Annotated in this window: 26 protein-coding genes and 1 pseudogene; 10 read left to right on the top strand and 17 right to left on the bottom strand. The window is 32.7% G+C overall.

Annotation, left to right across the window (positions count from 1 at the left end; translation table 11 throughout):
- Positions 1-20 precede the first annotated feature (20 nt).
- From KZH69_RS09055 to KZH69_RS09015, 10 genes and pseudogenes are all read right to left on the bottom strand, one after another.
- On the bottom strand, positions 21-905 hold the full coding sequence (locus KZH69_RS09055; RefSeq protein ID WP_219317107.1) for a helix-turn-helix domain-containing protein: 885 nt from the start codon (positions 903-905) through the stop codon (positions 21-23).
- 88 nt (positions 906-993) lie between these two features.
- Entirely contained in the window at positions 994-2,250 is a 1,257-nt protein-coding gene (fabF, locus tag KZH69_RS09050) for a beta-ketoacyl-ACP synthase II (protein ID WP_219317106.1), read from the bottom strand.
- A gap of 419 nt (positions 2,251-2,669) precedes the next feature.
- Positions 2,670-2,912: a hypothetical protein gene (locus KZH69_RS09045; RefSeq protein ID WP_219317105.1), complete on the bottom strand. Its 243-nt coding sequence runs from the start codon at positions 2,910-2,912 to the stop codon at positions 2,670-2,672.
- 131 nt (positions 2,913-3,043) lie between these two features.
- Positions 3,044-4,027, bottom strand: a complete 984-nt coding sequence (locus tag KZH69_RS09040; protein WP_219317104.1) for a type I glyceraldehyde-3-phosphate dehydrogenase — start codon at positions 4,025-4,027, stop codon at positions 3,044-3,046.
- A gap of 96 nt (positions 4,028-4,123) precedes the next feature.
- Entirely contained in the window at positions 4,124-4,750 is a 627-nt protein-coding gene (locus KZH69_RS09035) for a pyridoxamine 5'-phosphate oxidase family protein (RefSeq protein WP_219317103.1), read from the bottom strand.
- A gap of 75 nt (positions 4,751-4,825) precedes the next feature.
- Positions 4,826-5,158, bottom strand: a complete 333-nt coding sequence (locus KZH69_RS20495) for a PhzF family phenazine biosynthesis protein (protein WP_255557773.1) — start codon at positions 5,156-5,158, stop codon at positions 4,826-4,828.
- Positions 5,159-5,217: 59 nt separating this feature from the next.
- A complete protein-coding gene (locus tag KZH69_RS20490) occupies positions 5,218-5,631 on the bottom strand; it encodes a PhzF family phenazine biosynthesis protein (protein WP_255557738.1) in 414 nt (137 codons plus the stop codon).
- Positions 5,632-5,665: 34 nt separating this feature from the next.
- Complete coding sequence (locus KZH69_RS09025; protein ID WP_219317102.1) at positions 5,666-6,079, bottom strand: nuclear transport factor 2 family protein; 414 nt, start codon at positions 6,077-6,079, stop codon at positions 5,666-5,668.
- Positions 6,080-6,132: 53 nt separating this feature from the next.
- On the bottom strand, positions 6,133-6,756 hold the full coding sequence (locus tag KZH69_RS09020; protein WP_219317101.1) for a thioredoxin family protein: 624 nt from the start codon (positions 6,754-6,756) through the stop codon (positions 6,133-6,135).
- Positions 6,757-7,162: 406 nt separating this feature from the next.
- Positions 7,163-8,052, bottom strand: a pseudogene (locus tag KZH69_RS09015) (IS982 family transposase).
- Positions 8,053-8,252: 200 nt separating this feature from the next.
- Between KZH69_RS09015 and KZH69_RS09010 the strand changes: the two are divergent.
- The 3 genes from KZH69_RS09010 (at position 8,253) to KZH69_RS09000 (ending at position 10,010) form a co-directional block, all read left to right on the top strand.
- On the top strand, positions 8,253-8,837 hold the full coding sequence (locus KZH69_RS09010; protein WP_219317100.1) for a Crp/Fnr family transcriptional regulator: 585 nt from the start codon (positions 8,253-8,255) through the stop codon (positions 8,835-8,837).
- A gap of 103 nt (positions 8,838-8,940) precedes the next feature.
- Positions 8,941-9,489, top strand: a complete 549-nt coding sequence (locus KZH69_RS09005; RefSeq protein WP_219317099.1) for a carboxymuconolactone decarboxylase family protein — start codon at positions 8,941-8,943, stop codon at positions 9,487-9,489.
- An 86-nt stretch (positions 9,490-9,575) separates the two neighbouring features.
- Positions 9,576-10,010: a DUF417 family protein gene (locus KZH69_RS09000; RefSeq protein WP_219317098.1), complete on the top strand. Its 435-nt coding sequence runs from the start codon at positions 9,576-9,578 to the stop codon at positions 10,008-10,010.
- A 12-nt stretch (positions 10,011-10,022) separates the two neighbouring features.
- Here the strand turns inward: KZH69_RS09000 and KZH69_RS08995 are convergent, their stop codons facing one another.
- On the bottom strand, positions 10,023-10,208 hold the full coding sequence (locus KZH69_RS08995; RefSeq protein WP_219317097.1) for an Arm DNA-binding domain-containing protein: 186 nt from the start codon (positions 10,206-10,208) through the stop codon (positions 10,023-10,025).
- 806 nt (positions 10,209-11,014) lie between these two features.
- On the opposite strand from KZH69_RS08995, the gene KZH69_RS08990 reads away from it, so the two are divergent.
- The 7 genes from KZH69_RS08990 (at position 11,015) to KZH69_RS08960 (ending at position 15,253) form a co-directional block, all read left to right on the top strand.
- A complete protein-coding gene (locus KZH69_RS08990; protein ID WP_219317096.1) occupies positions 11,015-11,596 on the top strand; it encodes a Crp/Fnr family transcriptional regulator in 582 nt (193 codons plus the stop codon).
- Positions 11,597-11,671: 75 nt separating this feature from the next.
- The gene (locus KZH69_RS08985) at positions 11,672-12,229 is read left to right on the top strand and encodes a flavodoxin family protein (protein ID WP_219317095.1); all 558 of its coding nucleotides are present in this window, start codon (positions 11,672-11,674) and stop codon (positions 12,227-12,229) included.
- Positions 12,230-12,237: 8 nt separating this feature from the next.
- Entirely contained in the window at positions 12,238-12,678 is a 441-nt protein-coding gene (locus KZH69_RS08980; protein WP_219317094.1) for a DoxX family protein, read from the top strand.
- 517 nt (positions 12,679-13,195) lie between these two features.
- A complete protein-coding gene (locus KZH69_RS08975; RefSeq protein WP_219317093.1) occupies positions 13,196-14,047 on the top strand; it encodes an alpha/beta fold hydrolase in 852 nt (283 codons plus the stop codon).
- Between the two features lie 5 nt (positions 14,048-14,052).
- Complete coding sequence (locus KZH69_RS08970) at positions 14,053-14,199, top strand: glycine zipper domain-containing protein (protein WP_219317092.1); 147 nt, start codon at positions 14,053-14,055, stop codon at positions 14,197-14,199.
- 3 nt (positions 14,200-14,202) lie between these two features.
- The gene (locus tag KZH69_RS08965; RefSeq protein WP_219317174.1) at positions 14,203-14,673 is read left to right on the top strand and encodes an RNA polymerase sigma factor; all 471 of its coding nucleotides are present in this window, start codon (positions 14,203-14,205) and stop codon (positions 14,671-14,673) included.
- Positions 14,674-14,752: 79 nt separating this feature from the next.
- Positions 14,753-15,253, top strand: coding sequence for a hypothetical protein (locus KZH69_RS08960; protein WP_255557725.1), 501 nt, complete (start codon positions 14,753-14,755; stop codon positions 15,251-15,253).
- A 255-nt stretch (positions 15,254-15,508) separates the two neighbouring features.
- Here the strand turns inward: KZH69_RS08960 and KZH69_RS08955 are convergent, their stop codons facing one another.
- From KZH69_RS08955 to KZH69_RS20480, 6 genes are all read right to left on the bottom strand, one after another.
- Positions 15,509-16,042, bottom strand: coding sequence for a carboxymuconolactone decarboxylase family protein (locus tag KZH69_RS08955; RefSeq protein ID WP_219317090.1), 534 nt, complete (start codon positions 16,040-16,042; stop codon positions 15,509-15,511).
- 335 nt (positions 16,043-16,377) lie between these two features.
- Positions 16,378-16,914: an NADPH-dependent FMN reductase gene (locus KZH69_RS08950; RefSeq protein WP_219317089.1), complete on the bottom strand. Its 537-nt coding sequence runs from the start codon at positions 16,912-16,914 to the stop codon at positions 16,378-16,380.
- 251 nt (positions 16,915-17,165) lie between these two features.
- Positions 17,166-17,660 carry a DUF1440 domain-containing protein gene (locus tag KZH69_RS08945; RefSeq protein ID WP_219317088.1) on the bottom strand — a complete coding sequence of 165 codons (495 nt, stop codon included), beginning with the start codon at positions 17,658-17,660 and terminating at the stop codon, positions 17,166-17,168.
- 291 nt (positions 17,661-17,951) lie between these two features.
- The gene (locus tag KZH69_RS08940; protein WP_255557724.1) at positions 17,952-18,896 is read right to left on the bottom strand and encodes an alpha/beta fold hydrolase; all 945 of its coding nucleotides are present in this window, start codon (positions 18,894-18,896) and stop codon (positions 17,952-17,954) included.
- Between the two features lie 156 nt (positions 18,897-19,052).
- Entirely contained in the window at positions 19,053-19,268 is a 216-nt protein-coding gene (locus KZH69_RS20485; protein ID WP_255557723.1) for a hypothetical protein, read from the bottom strand.
- Positions 19,269-19,301: 33 nt separating this feature from the next.
- Entirely contained in the window at positions 19,302-19,571 is a 270-nt protein-coding gene (locus KZH69_RS20480; protein ID WP_369410652.1) for an NADPH-dependent FMN reductase, read from the bottom strand.
- Positions 19,572-19,629 lie beyond the last annotated feature (58 nt).

Below are 19,629 nucleotides of genomic sequence, written 5' to 3'. Positions count from 1 at the left end.
TAAATATGAAGTTATATTTATCAAGCCATTCCTCTCGCAAAACCAACGGTGTCTCGATATATTTGTGGTGATACTTCAGCATTATTTTTAAAAAAACGGCTGAAATAATGTTCATCATCATAACCCAATTCAAAAGCAATTTCTTTTACCGCTTTATTTGTTAGATACAATTCTCTTTTTGCTTCGATTATAATGCGTTCTGAGATTAGATCGGTTAAAGTTTTATTGAAATGATTTTTTGTGATTTTTGCCAAGGCTTTAGGCGTAATATTTAATAATTCTGCATAATCACTGGCAGAATGTTTGGTCTTGAAATGTAACTCAATATAATTTTTTAAATTTTGAAGGATATATGGCTCTTTAGCATCTGTTGATACTTGGAATTCTTCATCGGGTTGTTGTTTGTTTTTAAGCCTGGTTGCTGTAATCAAAAATATTTTGAGATAGGAAACCAACAATTCATATTGAGCCAGTTCTGGTTTTTGCATTTCTGTTCTAATTTGCCCCACTACCATTTCAAGAATTTTCTTTGATACTTCATCTACGGTCACAAAAGGAGGTTTGAAGATATTATTGAATAAGATTCCATTGGTGGCTATCTCTGCTTGATGCTTGTAAATACAAAAAAATTCAGGATGAAAGTGTATAGCAACTCCTTCTATATTTTCTTCTGAAGCCAGCATAAATGGCTGATAGGGCGAAAACGCAAATAAATCACCTGCTTCGAACTGGTTTTCTGAAAAATCAGCGGTAACTAATCCGCTGCCTTTTTGAATCCAAATCAGAGAAAAATAATTTAGTCGCTGAATTTCGCTAAACTGGCAATTGCTGTCAAAAGTTGATAATTTGAAAGCCAAATTTCCATTCTGTGGATTGACTAAAGTAAAAGATGAATCGTCAAACATAGCTTTGTTTTTTGCAAATTTAATTAAAGCGAGATTATAAAAATTGAATATTCTTGATTATCTGTTGGTTGTAAAATCATCGACATCATTACACTATAAATTTTTTAAAAATTGTAGTGGCTATGTGACCTCCAAATCCAAAAGTGTTGCTCATAGCAAAATTAATTTCCTTGATTTGTGCTTTGCCTAATGTTAAACTAAATTTACCGGCAAATTCAGGTTCAACTTCAGCCGTATTAATTGTCGGGGGCACAATACTATCCTGGATTGCTTTTATGCACAAGATGGCTTCGACTGCTCCGGCAGCACCTAATAAATGACCAGTCATTGATTTAGTAGCGCTTATATTTAAGTCTTTTCTTTCTCCAAAAACTCTAAACATTGCTTTTAACTCACTTTCATCTCCCATATGAGTGGAAGTTGCATGAGCATTGATATAGTCAATTTCTGAAGGCGTAATTTCGGCATCTTCGAGTGCATCTAACATTCCCAAATAGGCGCCTTCCCCCTCGGGATGGGTACCCGTTAAATGAAAAGCATCAGCTGCCATTCCAGTACCTACGACCTCTGCCAAAATAGTAGCACCACGACTAAGAGCAGATTCTAAGCTTTCTAAAACTAAAGCACCAGCACCTTCCCCCATTACGAAACCATCTCTATTAATATCAAATGGCCTAGAGGCATTTTGAAAATTTTCATTTTTGGTTGATAGTGCTTTGGAAGCATTAAAGCCTCCTATAGAAGATTCGTTTATAGGCGCTTCTGAACCACCTGTAATAATAATGTCAGCTTTTCCTAGACGGATGTAGTTACAGGCATCTATAATAGCGTTATTGGATGAAGCGCAGGCCGAAATAGTAGAAAAATTCAAGCCCCTCAAACCGTATCGAATGGATATAATACCCGAAGGAATATCGGCAATTATTTTCGGAATGAAATAAGGATTAAAGCGAGGCAATTTTCCTCCATTTACGAAGTCTTCGATTTGGTCTTGAAAAGTTTGAATACCACCATTTCCAGAACCCCAAATTACCCCTATTTTATTTTTGTTTAGTAAGTCAAAATTTAGACTTGCGTTTTTTATTGCTTCGTCAGCTGCTGCTACAGCATATTGGGTAAACAGGTCGTATTTACGAGCTTCGTTTTTTTCAAAATAGTCGGCCGCAATAAATCCTTTTACTTCTGCCGCAAATTTTGTTTTAAAATTTGTTGCATCGAATTTAGTAATGAAATCTACACCACTTATTCCATTGACACTGTTTTTCCAAAATTCATCTACAGAATTTCCGAGAGGTGTTATAGCACCCATTCCGGTTACTACAACTCGTTTAAGATCTTTTATCATATTATTTTTTTTTGCATTAAACGACTTACCATTAAGCTTACTATTCTTATTACGTTTATTATGGTTTTAAGTGTTTATTTTATGTTCTAAATTGTTCAGATATTATTGCTGCCGTTGCAAGTTGATCCGAGTTTCTACTTCTGAAAACCTTGATGCTATAATGAAAGTGAATTAGGTATAATTTATAATCCTTTTGTATATTCTATTTCAGTTTCTATTGTAAAGACTATATAAGTCGATAGTGGTAAGGTTATTAATTTCCCTTCTAATTGATGTATTATTTGCCCCCTATGATATGAAGAATGATTAACAAGATGAATGATTAAATCCTCAATACTAATTGATGCCCTCTTCCCCATAAAAGCGAAACTTATCTTTTTATCAAAATCATTATCATTAAGAGTATTTATAAAAACACTCTAATCAGTATAAAGAGTTACATTAAGTAATTTCAATTCGTCTATTGTATGCGAATCCCACAATTTGATAGTTACTTCTTCATTTTTTATACGTTTCAACCAGATCGAAAATGCATTAAGGTTATGGGAAATAATCTGATGCGTACTTTCTATAGGAAATGAGGCTTTGATATAAGCATCAATGATCCTATCATTGGAGCAGGACTCGTATTGTAATTGTTTTAAGTAACTATCTTTTTTCATTTTAAAATAATTTAATCAACGCTTGTCGTTTTATTCATAACTTCTTCAACTTATTGATGGGTCAGTTTCTTTTACAACAAACCCAATACTTCTGTTGTTATTTCAGATATTTTGGCAAGCACTTTTTTGAACTACAGCTCTTGAATCTGTCTAATCATTTGATTAGTAAATCCCCATTCATTGTCGTACCAAGTCATTACTTTAACCAAATCACCATCGACAACTCTGGTCATTTCTAGGTCAACGGTTGCGGCAAAAGGGCTTTTAATAATATCGGTTGATACCAATGGTTCGTCCGTTACTGTAACAACTTTGTTGTATCTGGGAGTGAAGGCTTCTTCCACTAGTATAGCGTTAATTTCTGCAACACTAGTAGGTCTTTCAGTAACAAAAGTAATATCAGAAATAGATCCTACAGCCACAGGAACCCTAACAGCCACTCCGTCAAATTTGCCTAGATATTGAGGCAAAGCTTTAGTTGTAGCAATAGCGGCACCGGTTGCGGCAGGAGCTAAATTGTTACCAGCTGTCCTACCCATTCTTGGTTCTTTTTTAGAAGGAGCATCTACTAAAGTTTGGGAAGCGGTGTAGGCATGAGTTGTATTTAAAATGGCTTTTTTAATTCCAATTCTTCTTCCTAAAATTTCAATAATTGGACTGATATTGTTAGTGGTGCAACTTGCACAAGAGAAAACACTGACTTTACCATCTTCCGTATTTACTCCGTGAACAACCGTAGGGGTATCTTTGGTAGGTCCAGAAATAACAACAAATTTTGCACCGGCAGTCAAATGTTTTTCAGCATCCACTTTATTAGTGAAAAAACCTGTGCTTTCAATAACAACATCGACAGCTAATTCCTTCCAAGGCAACTCTAAAGGATCTTTCATTGACGTAAAACGAATTCGTTTCTCACCAATTACAATATATTCTCCATCAAAGAAGACTTTTTTATCAAACTTGCCATAAATACTGTCATATTTAAATAAATAAACAGCATTTTCTATGCTCATTAAATCATTGATACCCACAACTTCTAAACCAGGAGTTTCTAAAATAACTTTTAGAGAAGATCTACCAATTCTACCAAAACCATTAATTGCAATTTTTTTCATTTTTGTTTTCATTTAAAATATATTTTTAAAATCTTGAGTTTTTTAACTCCAAACTTTGTATTTACTTTTTTTTAAGGAGCACTTTTACAGTACAATTTATAATCCTGCTTCTTTCAATTTAGCAGTAAGTTTTCTATTCTCTTCTTCTAATTTTTCTGTGTATTCCAGCTGAGGTTGCAAGGCAATTTGAATTTCGTCAGCCGTAAAACGTGGTGTAATGTGCTGGGGACAATTCCAATCAAAAGCTTCAATATGAAAAACCATCATTCGTTCGGCACGAAATTTATAGTCGTCTAAATCAAGTGTAGCTAACAATTCGGAATTGTCTTTTAGTTCTACAATCTCGGTTTTGGCAAAGATTTTTAGCCTTGCTTTTGCCGGATAATCCATCAAAAATAAAGCTACATTATTATTAGTTTCCATATTACCAACTGTGATGTATTGCTTATTTCCAGAGAAATCTATAAAGCCAATGCGGTTTTTATCCAATACTTTCAGAAACCCTTTTGGACCACCACGATGCTGGATGTAAGGGAAGTTATTCTCACCAATTGAGGCCATATAAAAACTGTCTCGATTTTCTATAAAACCAATTTCATTGTGTGACAATCCATCGACCACGTTGAATTTTTCAATTCGTTCGTAGCTGTTGCGACTTCCGTATTTTTCCTGCAAGGCCTTGACGGCATCCGTAAAAGCAATTGCTGCAAAATTTTTAGCCATACTATTTTCCAGTTTAAATTTTTACTACCCTATTAGAATTGTCCCACGTCTTAGTTTGTCTCCCAAATTTAACTCTTAGAAAACTTCTGAATTTCCTTCAAAAACTATAACTGCATTGCTTTTGATTAAAAGTTTTGTTTCACTAATTAATTCAACTTCCATAAAACCTGTTCTTTCAGAAGATTGAAAAGAATTCATTTTTTTCTTATTCAACTTTGTACCCCAATATTTTGTCAAAAAAGTGTGTGTGCCTCCAGTAACTGGATCCTCATTTGAGCCACTCCATGGCCAAAAGTATCTTGTCTCAAAATCAAAATTATCTTTATCCGACAGAGCTGTAACAGAAACTCCATTGATTCCAGTATGTGAATGAATCAAAGTAGTATAGTCTGGGGTCAAAGCAGCCAGTTTTTTTGCGCTTTCAATTTCAATTACTAAAATCTTATATTCTGTATTATAAACACAGTTTAGAATCTCCGAAATCCCAAAGCTGTTAGTAAAGCTTGTGGCACAACAGCAGGTTCAACCCCATAAACTGGAAATTCCATTATAATTTGATCCTCTGATTTTTTAATTAATAAATCCAGATTTTGATGGGTAATAAAATGAATTTCATCCAAGTCGTAATTCTCGAAAACAACTTTGGATGAAGCCAATGTGGCATGACCGCAAAGATCCATTTCCATTTTTGGAGAAAAATACCTAATGACGAATGTATTGTCTTTTTCCATTTTTATTAGAAATGCCGTTTCAGACAGGTTCAGTTCTTTGGCAATTAAAAACATTTTTTCGTCACTAATGGGTTCATCTAAAATGCAAACTCCCGCCGGATTTCCTTTAAAAGCAACATTTGTAAATGCGTCAACTATAAATGTTTTCATAAGATTAATTTAAGATTTTGAGTAATTCAATTTATTAAAATAATTTTCGGTCTTTCTCCTCAATTGGCAAATCATTGATACTGGCAAAACGTCTTTGCATTAAACCATTTTCGTCAAACTCCCAGTTTTCGTTACCATAAGCACGGAACCATTGCCCATCGGCATTGTGGTATTCGTATTCAAAGCGAACTGCCATACGGTTGTTGCGGAAACCCCACAACTCTTTTTTGAGTTTATAGTCGAGTTCTCTTTCCCATTTTCCTTTTAGGAATTCTATTACTGCTTCGCGGCCGTTGATAAAATCAGTTCGGTTGCGCCATTCAGTGTCGATGGTGTATGCCATCGCAATACGTTCTGGATCTTTGCTGTTCCAGGCATCTTCGGCCAATTGTACTTTTTGCAAGGCAGTTTCCATTGTAAATGGCGGAAGGGGAAGTTTTTGTTCCATTTTATTTTTTATTAGTTTAAAGAATCGATTAATTATTAAATAAGAATTGAAATTTAAGACAAACAATGGGGGCAAAATAAATTTGCTTTAACAATGAGTTTCGAGACTTCTTTTTCCATAGCCTTCTGTTTGTTTCGGGCGTGCCATAAATGCAAATCGCTCGCATAAGTGGCAGCTGTTTCGGGATTGGCTTTTAATTTATTCACTAATTCCTGTACTTCATTAGGTCTTGGCCCCCAAATACCCGTGATTGTAAAATGCTCGTTGAGTTGTATTAATTTAGGAATGGCTCTTCCATTCTTAGTCAGGTGTGCATCCATCAAGTCTAAGTTTTGATCCCTATAGACTAGTTTTAATTCTATTTTCCCTTGGCTTAATTCGGCTATTTTGTTTAAGACCGGCAGGGTTTGCGAGGCATCACCACACCAGTGTTCCGTCAAGACCAACCAATAGGTTTTATGATTCAAGTTCCGCACTAATTCCTGTAGTTCTTTTGAAGGAGTATAGGTTTTGTCTAGCCTGCGCATTCTGCTTTGATTGAGTGCGATGTATTCCTGTATCTGAATATCAGCATTCGCAATTAAATCCCTTGCCATTTGTTCCTTGTAGAAGTCATAAAGAATTCCTTCACTGAAAAAGCGTTCGTAATCAAATTTAGTTAATAGATTGTTAGCCATAATCATAGTGTATGTTGTTAGTATCTATGTGACAAAGGTGCGACAAACTTACAGTTGCATAAATGGAGCATTTACGCAAAAGGATGGACAATTTTCCCAACGGTTACAGATTTTTTTTTTTTGCATTATTAGTAACGATTTTTTATTGCCTTTGTATGGCACATAATTTTCTCGAGTGCTACTGAAGGTTTCGCTCAACATCAATTAGTTGTAGTGCCTTCATTTGTTATTTCTGGAAACGGAAGTGATTTATTAAAAAGAAATCACGTACTTTAGTACACTAATTGCTTAAAGGCACTGTCACTATCTGTGGAAATTTGTGCACTAACTTCGAAGTAAACCTGACTAAATGAAATTACTTGAAATATTATCGAATAATTTAATTAAAACAACCCGTTGGGTGTAATTAATTTGTTTGATTTTTAATATTGTTTTTAGGTCTATCAAAGACGAATTTATTGATATATTGAACCAATGTTAATGCTGTTATTTTTGCTAAAATTCTTGTTTTAAAACCTTCAAAAGTTTTAGCATAATTGTTTCTAATTCTGAACTGGTCGCATAGTTGTGAAAATAATGTTTCAATTCCTTTTCTTGATTTCCTTAAGATATTAGGTTGTGGCTTATAATCTTTTTGATTAGTTCTTTTTGGTGTTTCTAATTTGATATTTACAGTTTGAAACAAATCTAATTGAATGCTTTGAGATAGGTAATCTATGTAGTCAAGTAACACACAATCAGACATTTGATGTTTTATATTTTTCAAAAAATGAACGTCGTGAACTTCTGCTTTTGTAATATCCAATGAATGGAAAATTCCTTTTATAGAACAAACTCCGTGCAATTTATATCCGTAAAACCAGTTGTTTTGAGAAGCACAAAACCCTTTTGAGGGAGTAGTTTCAAACTCATTTTTACAAATTTTAATTCTTCTATGACGTGCAAATTTGCAAATCTCCAAAGGCATACTATCCACGATGAAATAATCTTCAAATTCTAAAAACCGAGATGCTAATTTTGTTCTTACTTCTTCTAAAAATAAAAACAATTTTCGCATTGCTAATTAAAATTGAACTGACTTCGCTCAATTAAATTAGGTATTTGTTGCTTATTAATCTCTTTAAATAAAAAATTTTCACTGTCAATAGACTTAAATTCAGCTGTTAGACCTAGTGCAACTACTTCTAAATCAGATATTTTTTGTTTTCTACCAACATCCGATTTATATTCTAGTTTACTATTCAATGAACTTATAACTTCTAAAACTCTAAAATAATTTTTTACTATATTTGATATAGATATTGGTTTGTTTTTCGACTTCAAGATACTGAATTTCAGTATATTGACTAATATTTGATCAATTTATTTTACTGCGAATGATTACACCCAACGGGTTATTTTAATATATTTGTTTGAATCAAAACGGAAGTTTTTTCACAGACTGACGTTATGCGTCACCCTATGAGCGACACTACAAACAATCAACACTTGACTAAATGACAAACAAAATAATAGCATATATTGACAAGTTTGTAAAACTGACACAAGAAGAAAAGGAGCTTTTTAGTTCTTGCTTCAAAGAAAAAAAAATTAAAAAACGACAATTCGTAGTTCAACCAAACTTTATAGCCAAGCACAGACACTATGTTTTGCAAGGAGCATTTAGGGCTTACGTTGTGGCTGATGAAAGGCAAGAACACACAATTACTTTTGCCATTGATGACTGGTGGATTACAGATTACAACAGTTATATTTTTCAACAACCTGCGACAATGTTTGTGGTTGCTTTAGAAGACAGCATAATTTTACAACTTGACTATGAAAAGGAGCAAGAACTAAAACTGCAAAATCACAAATTTGAAACTTTTTTTAGGATAATGGCGGAACGTGGACTTGCTTCTCAACAGAGAAGAATAATATCAAATCTTACGCAAACAGCCGAAGAACGTTACGAAAATTTCGTTTCAAAATATCCTCTAATTATTCAAAGAGTTCCTCAATATGCTTTAGCTTCTTATTTAGGAATGACCACTGAGTTCTTGTCCAGAATAAGAAACAAAAGGGTTTTAAAGAAAAGTTGAACTAGATCAAGCGAATTTTCTAAACTACATCATTTTTAAACGTTGAGTATTGTCACACCTTTGTAAGGTCAATAAAGACAAACAATATTTAAAAAATAATAAAATGGCATCATCAGAAAAAAGAACTTTTACAGTTCCAACAAGAGCAGAAGTATCTGCAAACAATCAAGGTATGTTTGACAACCTCCAAAAAGGTTTGGGCTTTGTTCCGAATTTGTATGCTTACTTCGCCAAAAACGATACTGCATTAGGCGACTATTTAACGTTTCAAAATCGAAAAAGCACATTAAAAGCAAAAGAAAGAGAAGTAATTAACTTGGTAACAAGTCAAATTAATGGTTGTAGTTATTGCCAATCGGCTCACACAGTATTGGGAAAAATGAATGGTTTTACAGACGAACAAATTTTAGAAATTCGTAAAGGAACAGCAAGTTTCGACAGCAAGTTAGACGCTTTAGCGAAATTCACAGCATCAGCAGTTGAAAATCGTGGACGTGCAACCGAAGAAAGCAAAGAAGCATTTTTTGGAGCAGGTTACAGCGAAGCCAATATGATAGATGTAATAATAGTTGTTGGCGATAAAATTATTAGCAATTATTTACACAACTTGACAGAGTTTGAAATTGACTTTCCTGTTGCAGAAAAATTATAATTGGTTGAAGCGTAAAAATAAAACGTATTTTTCTCTAAGCAATCACCCCAATTTTTTCAATTACAATTCTTTTAAAAATAAATAAAATGAGTAAAATAAATAAGTTAGGCTATAAAATAGCCGTTTCAGGTGTCGTCGTTGTATTACTTTGGATTGGTTTTTTTAAATTCACACCATCGGAAGCTGTAGGCATAAAACCTTACGTTGAAAACCACTTTTTGATGTCGTGGATGTACAAAGTGTTGAGCGTTCAAATCGTTTCAAATATCATTGGGCTTTTCGAAATCATTGTAGGTATTGGTTTAATTTGGAGTTTATTTAAACCCCAAGTTGGAAAAATATTTGGCTGGGCAGCAGTCGTTATTTTTGGCACAACTCTAAGTTTTTTATTGACAACGCCAGGTATTAATAAAATAATTGATGGTGTACCCACTACAGACTTTTTTGTTTTGAAAGATATTATGGCATTGGGTATTTCGTTAATGGTGGTTTATAATGAAACGGGTTTGGTTGAAAAGTAGTCTTTTATCTCCTTAGTATAAACGCTCTGTTTTTACCTTTTGGAGTTTATTATCCCACTTAATAGGTTGGATGTTTCTTTTGGATGAGCTTTCTTTTGGAACACCATCAATCGTAAATCTAAGATAAATTGGAGCTGTGCCGTTGGCTTTGATTTTACTTTTTTTGATAAAAAAAAGTAGGTTGAATGATTTGTTCATTTTGTGGTGACTTTAAAGTGGGTTAAAATTAAGTATCTTATACACACCAAACAAGATGTTCAAAATGTGAACCCCTTATTATACAGGTGTTTCAGAGGGATTTAGGGACCTATTTTGAATATTTTGAAATAGGTCACTAAATAGGTCACTGAAAGATTACCAATTAATGTACTTTTTTACCATTGCCACCAATAAAAAAAAACGCTGTAAAACATATGTTTTACAGTGTTTTAGCCCTTTTTTCTTTCCAGCTCGCAGAGAAAATGGAATCAGTATTTCCGGTTCTGAAAGAATTTTGTTCTGAAGTGTCCGCTACTTTAAATTCCTTAGTATTGGTCATATTAAAACTTATATTGCATCCAAATGGTGCTAAAATGTGCAACGTTCTTGCGTGATGATTAACGAATTTCTTGATCACATAATTCCAAAACACAAAAAAAATCACAACATGAAATTGCAAGGCTTTTTTGAATTAAGTAATAATAAAATATTCTTTGAACTCTGCTTTAAGTTTTAGTCTAAAGAGGGAGCCAAAGGAAAATCTACTAGAATTTGAGTTAGATTATGCAATAAGTTCATCGCTGTTTTGTCGCTAATTTAAAGAATTAATTCAACCAAGTTTTTCGTTAGTATATTTTTTCGAAATGTTAGTATAAAATTTTAACTAGCGATTTGATCAATAAACTTAATTTACGCAATGGTTTGTATTTATGAGAATTTGGTAAGCCGAAAAATTAGTCTAATTTAGTACCAAATCGCTTGTGGCTAGGAAAAAAATTATGCCCTAACGGAGGACAGTAAAATCTATGAACACAGACTTAATTATTCAAAATATTAGCCGACATATTCATCTCGACAAAACCGAGACAGACTTTTTTATTTCACTACTGCAAGCAAAGAAACTTAAACGGAAAGAGTTTTTATTAAAGCAAGGCGAACTCTGCAAGACCGAAAATTTTATTATAAAGGGTTGTCTTCGAACTTATACAATTGACGATAATGGTTTTGAACATATTGTAATGTTTGGAATTGAAGATTGGTGGGTAGGGGACCTTTATAGTTTTCTTACACAAAGCCCAGCAACTTATTTTATTGATGCATTGGAAGATTCAGAAATTCTACAAATTACAAAAGCCAATCTTGACAAACTATATGAGAGAGTTCCTAAGTTTGAACGCTTTTTTAGGCTGATACTTCAAAACGCTTTTATTGCACAGCAACAACGCATTAATCAAAATCTTTCTTATTCAGCTGAACAGCGTTATTTAGACTTCATTGGCGAACATCCCAATTTAGAACAACGACTTTCCCAAAAACAAGTTTCGGCATATTTAGGAATTACACCTGTTTTTTTAAGTATGCTGCGCAAAAAATTATCCCAAAAGTGATTTATTAAACTACTTTAATTTTTATCTTTTTATATCTCTTTTACTTTGCGCTATCATTTAGCAAAATAACAGAAAATGAAAATTGTAATTATTTATCATAGTGGATATGGGCATACTAAAATTGTTGCCGAGCATATTCAAAAAGGGGCTTCAAGAGAATTGGAACAAGTATTTCTTTTATCAACTCTTGAAGCACAGGACAACTTTGATTTGTTGCATCAGGCAGACACATTAGTTTTCGGTAGCCCAACTTATATGGGAACAATCTCTGCCGACTTTAAAAAATTTATGGAAGCAACAGGTAAATTTTGGTACATCCAAAAATGGAAAGACAAATTTGCAGCTGGTTTTACAAACTCATCAACCTTAAATGGCGACAAGTTGAACACACTGCAACAACTTTCACTTTTTGCTTCTCAACATAGTATGCTTTGGATTTCAACAGGTATCTTACCAAAGTTTGAAAATGACAAACAATTGGAAGAACCCAATGGACTGGGAAGCTACTTGGGCCTTATGACGCTTTCAGACAATTCAACTGCAGAAGTGAACTTACCAAAAGGTTTAGAAACAGCCGAACTTTTCGGGCAACGTATTGCGCAACTTACAAAACAATTTAAAGAATCAAAATAATTAAGAAAATGAAAAATATAATATTCAACACCAAAAACGATTTGACAGGTTTAATTACTCGTCTAACACTTGGTCTAATTCTCTTTCCACACGGAGCGCAAAAGATGCTTGGAATGTTTGGTGGTTATGGCTTTACTGGGACTATGGGCTTTTTTACAGACACAATGCATTTGCCTTGGATAATTGGCTTCTTAGTGATTATCATAGAATTTATGGGAGCTTTGTCTTTAATAGCAGGTTTTGCAAGTCGCATCTGGTCGGCTCTAATAATCGTACTTTTTTTAGGAATTATTTTTACATCGCACCTTGACAATGGTTTTTTTATGAATTGGTTCGGGAATCAAAAAGGAGAAGGTTATGAGTATCACTTGTTAATAATAGGTTTATCACTTGCCACACTTATCAATGGAAGTGGAAAATATTCGGTTGACGGAAAACTTCTTAAATAACGAAGGATAAAAGGACAACCAATAACTGTGCTTTCGTGTAAAGAGGGCTAAATTGCTTAATTGAACGTTGATGCTTTTAAATGCCCCAGTTAGGCGAAGTCTCTCGATTTAATAACCGTTACTAAATAAAATTCCAACTTTATCAACTCAGATTTCTGAATTGTTTTTGTTGAAAAAACAGAGTAGCTATAAAGTCGGTTGACCTCACAAGACCTAGCTTATAGTTGTGTAAATGGGCTACAAACGCAATAATATGAATGATTTTTCCTTTAGTAATAGGTTGTTTAATTAATATTTTATTATTTGGGTTTATTAGTTTTATGTAAGTAAAATCACTTAGTTTGGTGGCCATTAAGGTTTTATTTTTGACAAAAGTACAGGAGTAGTTAATGCGAATAAAAATAACGTTTATATACTTTAAAACGCTGTATTTCATCATTTTAAAAATATTTTAAAAGCTTTTGTAACATTTTAGATATCCTCGTATCTAAAAGACAAACACAAAAAAATAATCAAAATGAAAAAAATCAAATTTTTAATCTTACCATTTGTATTTACATTTATAAGTTCAATGGTTTTTGCACAAAACAATTCCTATTCCTATCTCTTTGATGTTAAAATTAGCGGAAAAGGAAAACAATCCATCATTTTTATTCCTGGTTTTGCAAGTTCTGGAGAAGTCTGGAACGAAACAAAATTAAATTACGAAAAAGATTTTACTTGTTGCACATTAACAATGGCTGGTTTTGCAGGCATAAAACCACAACCAAATGCCACATTTAAAAATTGGGAAACCAGTATTGTTAATTACATTAAAGAAAACAAAATTGAAAAACCAATTCTAGTCGGTCATAGTATGGGTGGTGGTTTAGCATTAGCTATTGCTTCAGATTATCCAGATCTTATTAAAAAAATTGTAGTAGTTGATGCACTACCTTGTTTACAAGCACTTTCAAATCCAGCTTTTAAATCTAGTGAAAATCCAGATTGTTCTCAGCTAGTACATCAAATGACTGCACTAACAGATGAGCAATTTTATCAAATACAAACAAGTTCTATATCCAGACTTGTTGCTGAAAATTCAAAACAAGAATTAGTAATTAGTTGGAGTGTAAATTCTGATAGAAAAACATTTGCTGAAATGTATTGCGATTTTACAAATACCGATTTAAGACAAAAAATTGAAAATATAAAATGCCCATCTTTAATTTTATTGGAAGACTCTTTTAAAACTATAAAACCAGCTATAGAAGATCAATACAAAAAACTTAAAAATGCCAATTTACAGTATTCAACCAAAGGGTTACATTTTATAATGTATGATGATAAAGAATGGTATTTGAACCAATTAAACAACTTTTTAAATTAATTACAATGAAAAAATTAAATTATTTTATACCAACTAAACAAGGAATCATTATTGGTGCCGCAGTTGGAATAGCAACAAAAAATATTGCAGTGGGGATTTTTCTAATTTTAATTTTTAGCTTAGCATCTAAAATAAAATTAATCAAACGATAAATGCTGGTGTTTGAAGAAATATATAAAAGCTATTGGCAAAAAATATTTCGCTTGTGCATGGGTTATGTCAATGATCATAACCTTGCACAAGACCTTACACAGGAAACCTTTATAAGTGTTTGGGAACAACTTCCTAAATTTAGAAATGAATCCAGTATTGGAACTTGGATTTATAGAATTGCTTCCAATAACTGCTTGAGACAAATTGAAAAACAAAATCGTTTTCCAAAAGCTCAATTGCCTTTAAATTTAATGGAAGAAAAGCAGCATAATATTGAACCTAGAATTCAATTTTTATACAAATGCATTGCAGAACTACCAGAAATTGACCGTATAATTATATCACTGGAACTTGAGGATATAAAACAAGCAGAAATAGCCCGTATCGTTGGACTATCAGAAGCTAATATACGAGTAAAAATTTACAGAATAAAAGAAAAATTAACACAAAAATTTACCAGTAATGAGCGATAATATAAATTTCAAAGACTTGTGGGCTAAGCAAACAACAATTGTACCCAATCCTGAAAATTTAATAGTTGAGATTAAAAAAATGAAACAATCTAATTTGAGAAAGTTAGTATTAACTAACCTTTTGCTAATTGCAACTTCAATATTTATAATTTTAATTTGGATATATTATCAACCGCAATTACTCACAACAAAAATTGGGATTATCCTAACCATTATAGCAATGGTAATTTTTCTATTTGCATATAATAAAAGTTATTCACTTTTTAAAAGCCATATGAACTCACAGAGCAATAGTGATTATTTAAAAGACTTGTTAGCAATTAAAGCCAAACAAAATTTTATGGAAAAAACCATGTTAAATTTGTATTTCATTTTGCTTTCATTAGGAATTGGGTTGTATATGTATGAATATACTTCTCGAATGAAACCATTTTGGGGAATAGTTACTTATGGAATTACTTTTATTTGGATTTTGATAAATTGGTTCTATTTGAGGCCAAAACAAATAAAAAAGCAAAAAACAAAATTAGACGCCATAATCAGCAAATTTGAAACAGTAAACGATCAACTTAATGCATAAAAAAGTGAATTCCCAAGCTCAGCGAAGCGTCCGACTTCGTACCCATTACTAATTGCAATGCTAACTTTATTAACTCCTATTTCTGAATTGTTTTAGTTGAAAAATAGAGTAGCTACGAATTCGGGACACTTCGAGCGAGGAATCAACATCTCATAAGCAAGGCAAGAAAATTCAAAAGTCCCCACAATATCACTGTTGCGGGGCTTATCTGAATTAAGTATGAATAAAAGATATTCTTGTACCGTGTTTTTGGTATTAGTCTAAAGCGGGAGCTAAAGGAAAATCTACAGGAATTTGCGTTAGGTTATGCAAAAAGTTCATTGCTGTTTTGTCGCTTACCTGAAGAATTAAATCTACCAAGTTTTCATTAGTATATCCATTTTCAAAAAATGCATCTACTGTTTCTGAACTAGCTCTCCCTTTGTTTTCAGCAACCTCGGCAGCTAATTGCACTAAGGCATTTAATTTGGCATCAGCACTTTTTCCTTTTCTGATGTCTAACAATTGATCTTCTGAAAAACCATTCATTTTTCCTAAAACCAAGTGAGCACTTTGACAATACACACAGCCGTTTACTTGGCTCACGATTAAATTTACGGCTTCTTTTTCTTTGTTAGATAAAGATGTTTTTGCACCTTGAAACGCTAAATAACGGGATAAACCATTCTCTGAATGCGCGATAGTGGCATATAAATTTGGGACGAAACCTAATGCTTTTTGTAGGTTTTCAAAAATTGCTTGATTTGCTGGAGCCACTTCTTCTTTTGTTGGAACTGAAAATGTTTTCATTTTATTTTATTTTTAAAATTCTGTTTGTCATTATTGACTTTACAAAGTTGCGACTGTCCTAAAGCTTTTAAAATGGATTATAAACGCTAGTTAATGGACAATTTTCCCTGACCTATTTATATTTTTTTCTGTTTTAAAAAAAAACTGCTACCCTGATGGTTGTAATTATTTATCAACTAAGGGATTATAAAAAAACACCTCCAGCCCCAAATAAATGGAGTTAGAAGTGTTTTAAGTCATAATTTGTTATTTATTGCGATTTTTTTAAAATAAAAAATATAGCTCAAGCTTACTTTTTTGCAAATTGTAGCCAACTGCTTAAAGCTATCAAAAAGTTATTCCCTAAGTAAGTTGTCGAAGGCCGCAATGAATTTCCGGATTTGTTCTAAAGTTAGCCTATCTTCAATAGCTCCTTCGCTACTCACTTTTCCTCTTACTCCTTGAATTAAGAGTGAAGTGTCTTCATTAAAATTGGCTTCGATGGTTTTCATTATTAACTGTAATTCTTCGTGTCCTTTTTCGCCCGAAGCCGAAGCTGTAATTAAACCCACTTTCTTTTTTGAAAAAATAGTTGTAGAGACACACCATTCTAAAGCATTTTTTAAACTTCCAGGTATACTAAAAACATATTCGGGCGTACAAATGATAATGCCATCCGCTTTTTGAATTTCGTTTCTGAAGTTGGTTACTTGTTGTGGAGGATTTTCAGTATCTAGGTCAGGATTGAAATGCGGGATTTCTGCCAGACTTTCGAATATTTTTAATTCGAAAAGATCCTTTGACAATTCGGCAATTTGTTTTAGTATTTTCAAATTACTGGAATTGCTTCTGGTACTTCCTGAAATGGCAAATATTTTTTTAATTGATTTCATCGATGGCTATTTGTTGTTTTTTGATGGAATAAATATAGCCATTCTAAATCATGATTAGTGATTTACAATGGCTATTTTGTGTATTGCTAATTATTTTTTAATTTAAAAATAATTTTTAAGTTTATAAAATTATTTAAGATATCGGACTAGATTTCACAGTATTTAAAACATAATTAGATTAACACAATTAAAAAGAAGATTAAAATTTAACTAACGTATCTACGAACAAATGCTTTTTAAATTAGTAATGATTACTTCTTATGATAATATTCGCTGGTTATTACAGCAATAGGTAATCCTACTAATAACATATGCCAAATAATTCCAGCGCCCGAAAGAACGATATCGAAAGGCGATTCAGGAACATTTGTGAAGGGAATAATTACTAAATTCATTACTAACCAAACCCCTAACCCATAAACTAGTCCTGAAGTAACCTTGTATTGTCTAAGTAAACTAATTTTAGGGTATGCATAAAAGTAAATAATTGCTACGGCATAGGCTACAATAAAGTGAAAAAACAGTCCTACCAAAAGAACAACTATTCCACCTTCGTAAGCTGCTTCGCCGTATATTCCGCTCGCAATATATTCTACTACCTGAAAGGGATTAAAACCCAACCAAAGAAAATAAAATATTATTCCGGCTGTTGCGTCTAATAAACCAGACACTAAACCAGACCAAAGAATTGTTTTAAAAGCACTACTTTGCTTTTCATTTTGAAAAAAGGGACTCATTGAAATCATAATAATTTGTTTTTTATGTTAGTTAGTACTATTTAAATTTTGATTGTGATTCGATTCTTTTATTAAAAAAGATTCAATTATAATACTATTCGACAGTAAGCCTGTTTGCTTATTTGAACGGCCTGGAATCTTATTTTTTTTTGGCTCCGGATTAATGTTTTCAAATTCAACTGAGAAAATTATAATCTTAAATTTTGCAAAGAACCTTTTGGAATTGAATTATTCCGCTAATATTGCATTAAAGCCAGAAATTAATTTCTGGCTTTTAAATTATTTACTGCACATCTAGTATTATTTTTTAGCTTTTTGAGTTGCAACTTTAGTAACATAAAAATGATGCATTTCTTTAGAGATAACTTCAAGATGGTCTTCTACCGCAAAGTGACCCGCTTCAAGACGGTGCATTTCTGCGTTTGGTAAATCTTTTAAGAAAGCTTCTCCTCCAGCTGGTGTAAAGAATACGTCTGTTTGTCCCCAAAAGATCAAGGTTTTAGGCTGGTTTTTACGAAGAAATTCTTGCCATACAGGATACAATTCAACGTTTTTACGATAATCATAAAACAAATCAAGATTTACTCGAACCGCATTTGGTCGTTGCATGAAAGCATAATCTGATTCCCAGTTGTCGGGGCTAATTAATTCAGGGTTTTTGGCTCCAAAAAGATAGATTCCTTTAATGGCGTCATGAGTTAGAAAGCCAGCTAATGGTTTTTCGGTTTCAGCAGATCGGTTTTTCCAAAGTGCACCACGGAAGCCGTCCCAGGCAGGAGTAAATCCTACTTCGTAAGCATTGCTATTTTGTATAATTAACCAATCTAAGGCTTTAGGATTACGACCAACGATTCGAAATCCAACTGGCCCACCATAATCTTGAACAAATAAACCGTAATGATCAAAACCTTTTAATTTTAAGAAGTGTTCCACTATTTCAGAAATACCATCAAAAGTATAATTGTATGTTGCCGGATCTGGTATATCGCTTAATCCAAAACCTGGGTAGTCCGGAGCAATAACGTAAAATTTATCTGAAAGCGATTGAATTAAATTTCTGTACTGATGAGAACCAGCTGGAAAGCCATGCAAAAGGACTAATTTTGGATTTTGAGGATTACCTGCTTCTCTATAAGCGATATTCAATCCATCTACTTTGATACTTTTGTAGGACACTTGTGCTACGGCAGCTACTGACATAAAAAATAAAACAGCTACTGCAAATGTTTTGTGATACAATTTCATAATTTTTGATTTAAAGTTGTTTGTCTTTATTGACATCACAAAGGTGCGACAGTCCTAGACCTAATAAAATGGATTTTAAACGCTAGTTAATGGACGATTTTTCCAAAGTTTTTTTTCCCTTTTTCACATCAAAAAAAATAAAAAGGTATTGGAAACCTATACCCAAATTTGTTTGTCAAATTCGGTAATAAATTTTTGGATTTGTTTTAAAGTCAGATTATCCACAATAGTGCCTTCGGCATTCACTTTTCCTCTTACTCCTTTAATTAAAAGTGATGTATCTTCATTAAAGTTGGCTTCGATAGTTTTCATTATTAACTGTAATTCTTCGTGTCCTTTTTCGCCCGAAGCCGAAGCTGTAATTAATCCCACTTTCTTTTTTGAAAAAATAGTGGTAGAAACGCACTATTCCAAAGCATTTTTTAAACTTCCCGGCAAACTAAATACATATTCGGGCGTGCAAATGATAATACCATTTGCTTCTTGAATTTTGTTTCTGAAATTTGTTACTTGTTGGGGAGGATTTTCATTATTTAAGTCAGGATTGAAATGTGGAATTTCTGCCAGACCTTCGAATATATTTACTTCGAAAAGATCTTTTGACAATTCGGCAATTTGTTTTAGTATTTTCAAATTACTGGAATTGCTTCTGGTACTTCCTGAAATGGCAAATATTTTTTTTGTTGATTTTATCTTTAGTTATTTGTAGCTTTTTGATGGAATAAATAATAGC

Source organism: Flavobacterium taihuense (assembly GCF_019351435.1).
GTDB classification, from domain to species: Bacteria; Bacteroidota; Bacteroidia; order Flavobacteriales; family Flavobacteriaceae; genus Flavobacterium; species Flavobacterium taihuense.
The sequence above is the reverse complement of the archived record's forward strand: the minus strand, read 5'-3'. Positions and strand labels throughout refer to the sequence as shown.

Bases quoted from the DNA above. Each gene is read 5' to 3' on its own strand.
- KZH69_RS09055 (WP_219317107.1), bottom strand. From the start codon at position 905: ATGTTTGACGATTCATCTTTTACTTTAGTCAATCCACAGAATGGAAAT.
- fabF (WP_219317106.1), bottom strand. From the start codon at position 2,250: ATGATAAAAGATCTTAAACGAGTTGTAGTAACCGGAATGGGTGCTATA.
- KZH69_RS09045 (WP_219317105.1), bottom strand. From the start codon at position 2,912: ATGAAAAAAGATAGTTACTTAAAACAATTACAATACGAGTCCTGCTCC.
- KZH69_RS09040 (WP_219317104.1), bottom strand. From the start codon at position 4,027: ATGAAAAAAATTGCAATTAATGGTTTTGGTAGAATTGGTAGATCTTCT.
- KZH69_RS09035 (WP_219317103.1), bottom strand. From the start codon at position 4,750: ATGGCTAAAAATTTTGCAGCAATTGCTTTTACGGATGCCGTCAAGGCC.
- KZH69_RS20490 (WP_255557738.1), bottom strand. From the start codon at position 5,631: ATGAAAACATTTATAGTTGACGCATTTACAAATGTTGCTTTTAAAGGA.
- KZH69_RS09025 (WP_219317102.1), bottom strand. From the start codon at position 6,079: ATGGAACAAAAACTTCCCCTTCCGCCATTTACAATGGAAACTGCCTTG.
- KZH69_RS09020 (WP_219317101.1), bottom strand. From the start codon at position 6,756: ATGGCTAACAATCTATTAACTAAATTTGATTACGAACGCTTTTTCAGT.
- KZH69_RS09010 (WP_219317100.1), top strand. From the start codon at position 8,253: ATGACAAACAAAATAATAGCATATATTGACAAGTTTGTAAAACTGACA.
- KZH69_RS09005 (WP_219317099.1), top strand. From the start codon at position 8,941: ATGGCATCATCAGAAAAAAGAACTTTTACAGTTCCAACAAGAGCAGAA.
- KZH69_RS09000 (WP_219317098.1), top strand. From the start codon at position 9,576: ATGAGTAAAATAAATAAGTTAGGCTATAAAATAGCCGTTTCAGGTGTC.
- KZH69_RS08995 (WP_219317097.1), bottom strand. From the start codon at position 10,208: ATGAACAAATCATTCAACCTACTTTTTTTTATCAAAAAAAGTAAAATC.
- KZH69_RS08990 (WP_219317096.1), top strand. From the start codon at position 11,015: ATGAACACAGACTTAATTATTCAAAATATTAGCCGACATATTCATCTC.
- KZH69_RS08985 (WP_219317095.1), top strand. From the start codon at position 11,672: ATGAAAATTGTAATTATTTATCATAGTGGATATGGGCATACTAAAATT.
- KZH69_RS08980 (WP_219317094.1), top strand. From the start codon at position 12,238: ATGAAAAATATAATATTCAACACCAAAAACGATTTGACAGGTTTAATT.
- KZH69_RS08975 (WP_219317093.1), top strand. From the start codon at position 13,196: ATGAAAAAAATCAAATTTTTAATCTTACCATTTGTATTTACATTTATA.
- KZH69_RS08970 (WP_219317092.1), top strand. From the start codon at position 14,053: ATGAAAAAATTAAATTATTTTATACCAACTAAACAAGGAATCATTATT.
- KZH69_RS08960 (WP_255557725.1), top strand. From the start codon at position 14,753: ATGAAACAATCTAATTTGAGAAAGTTAGTATTAACTAACCTTTTGCTA.
- KZH69_RS08955 (WP_219317090.1), bottom strand. From the start codon at position 16,042: ATGAAAACATTTTCAGTTCCAACAAAAGAAGAAGTGGCTCCAGCAAAT.
- KZH69_RS08950 (WP_219317089.1), bottom strand. From the start codon at position 16,914: ATGAAATCAATTAAAAAAATATTTGCCATTTCAGGAAGTACCAGAAGC.
- KZH69_RS08945 (WP_219317088.1), bottom strand. From the start codon at position 17,660: ATGATTTCAATGAGTCCCTTTTTTCAAAATGAAAAGCAAAGTAGTGCT.
- KZH69_RS08940 (WP_255557724.1), bottom strand. From the start codon at position 18,896: ATGAAATTGTATCACAAAACATTTGCAGTAGCTGTTTTATTTTTTATG.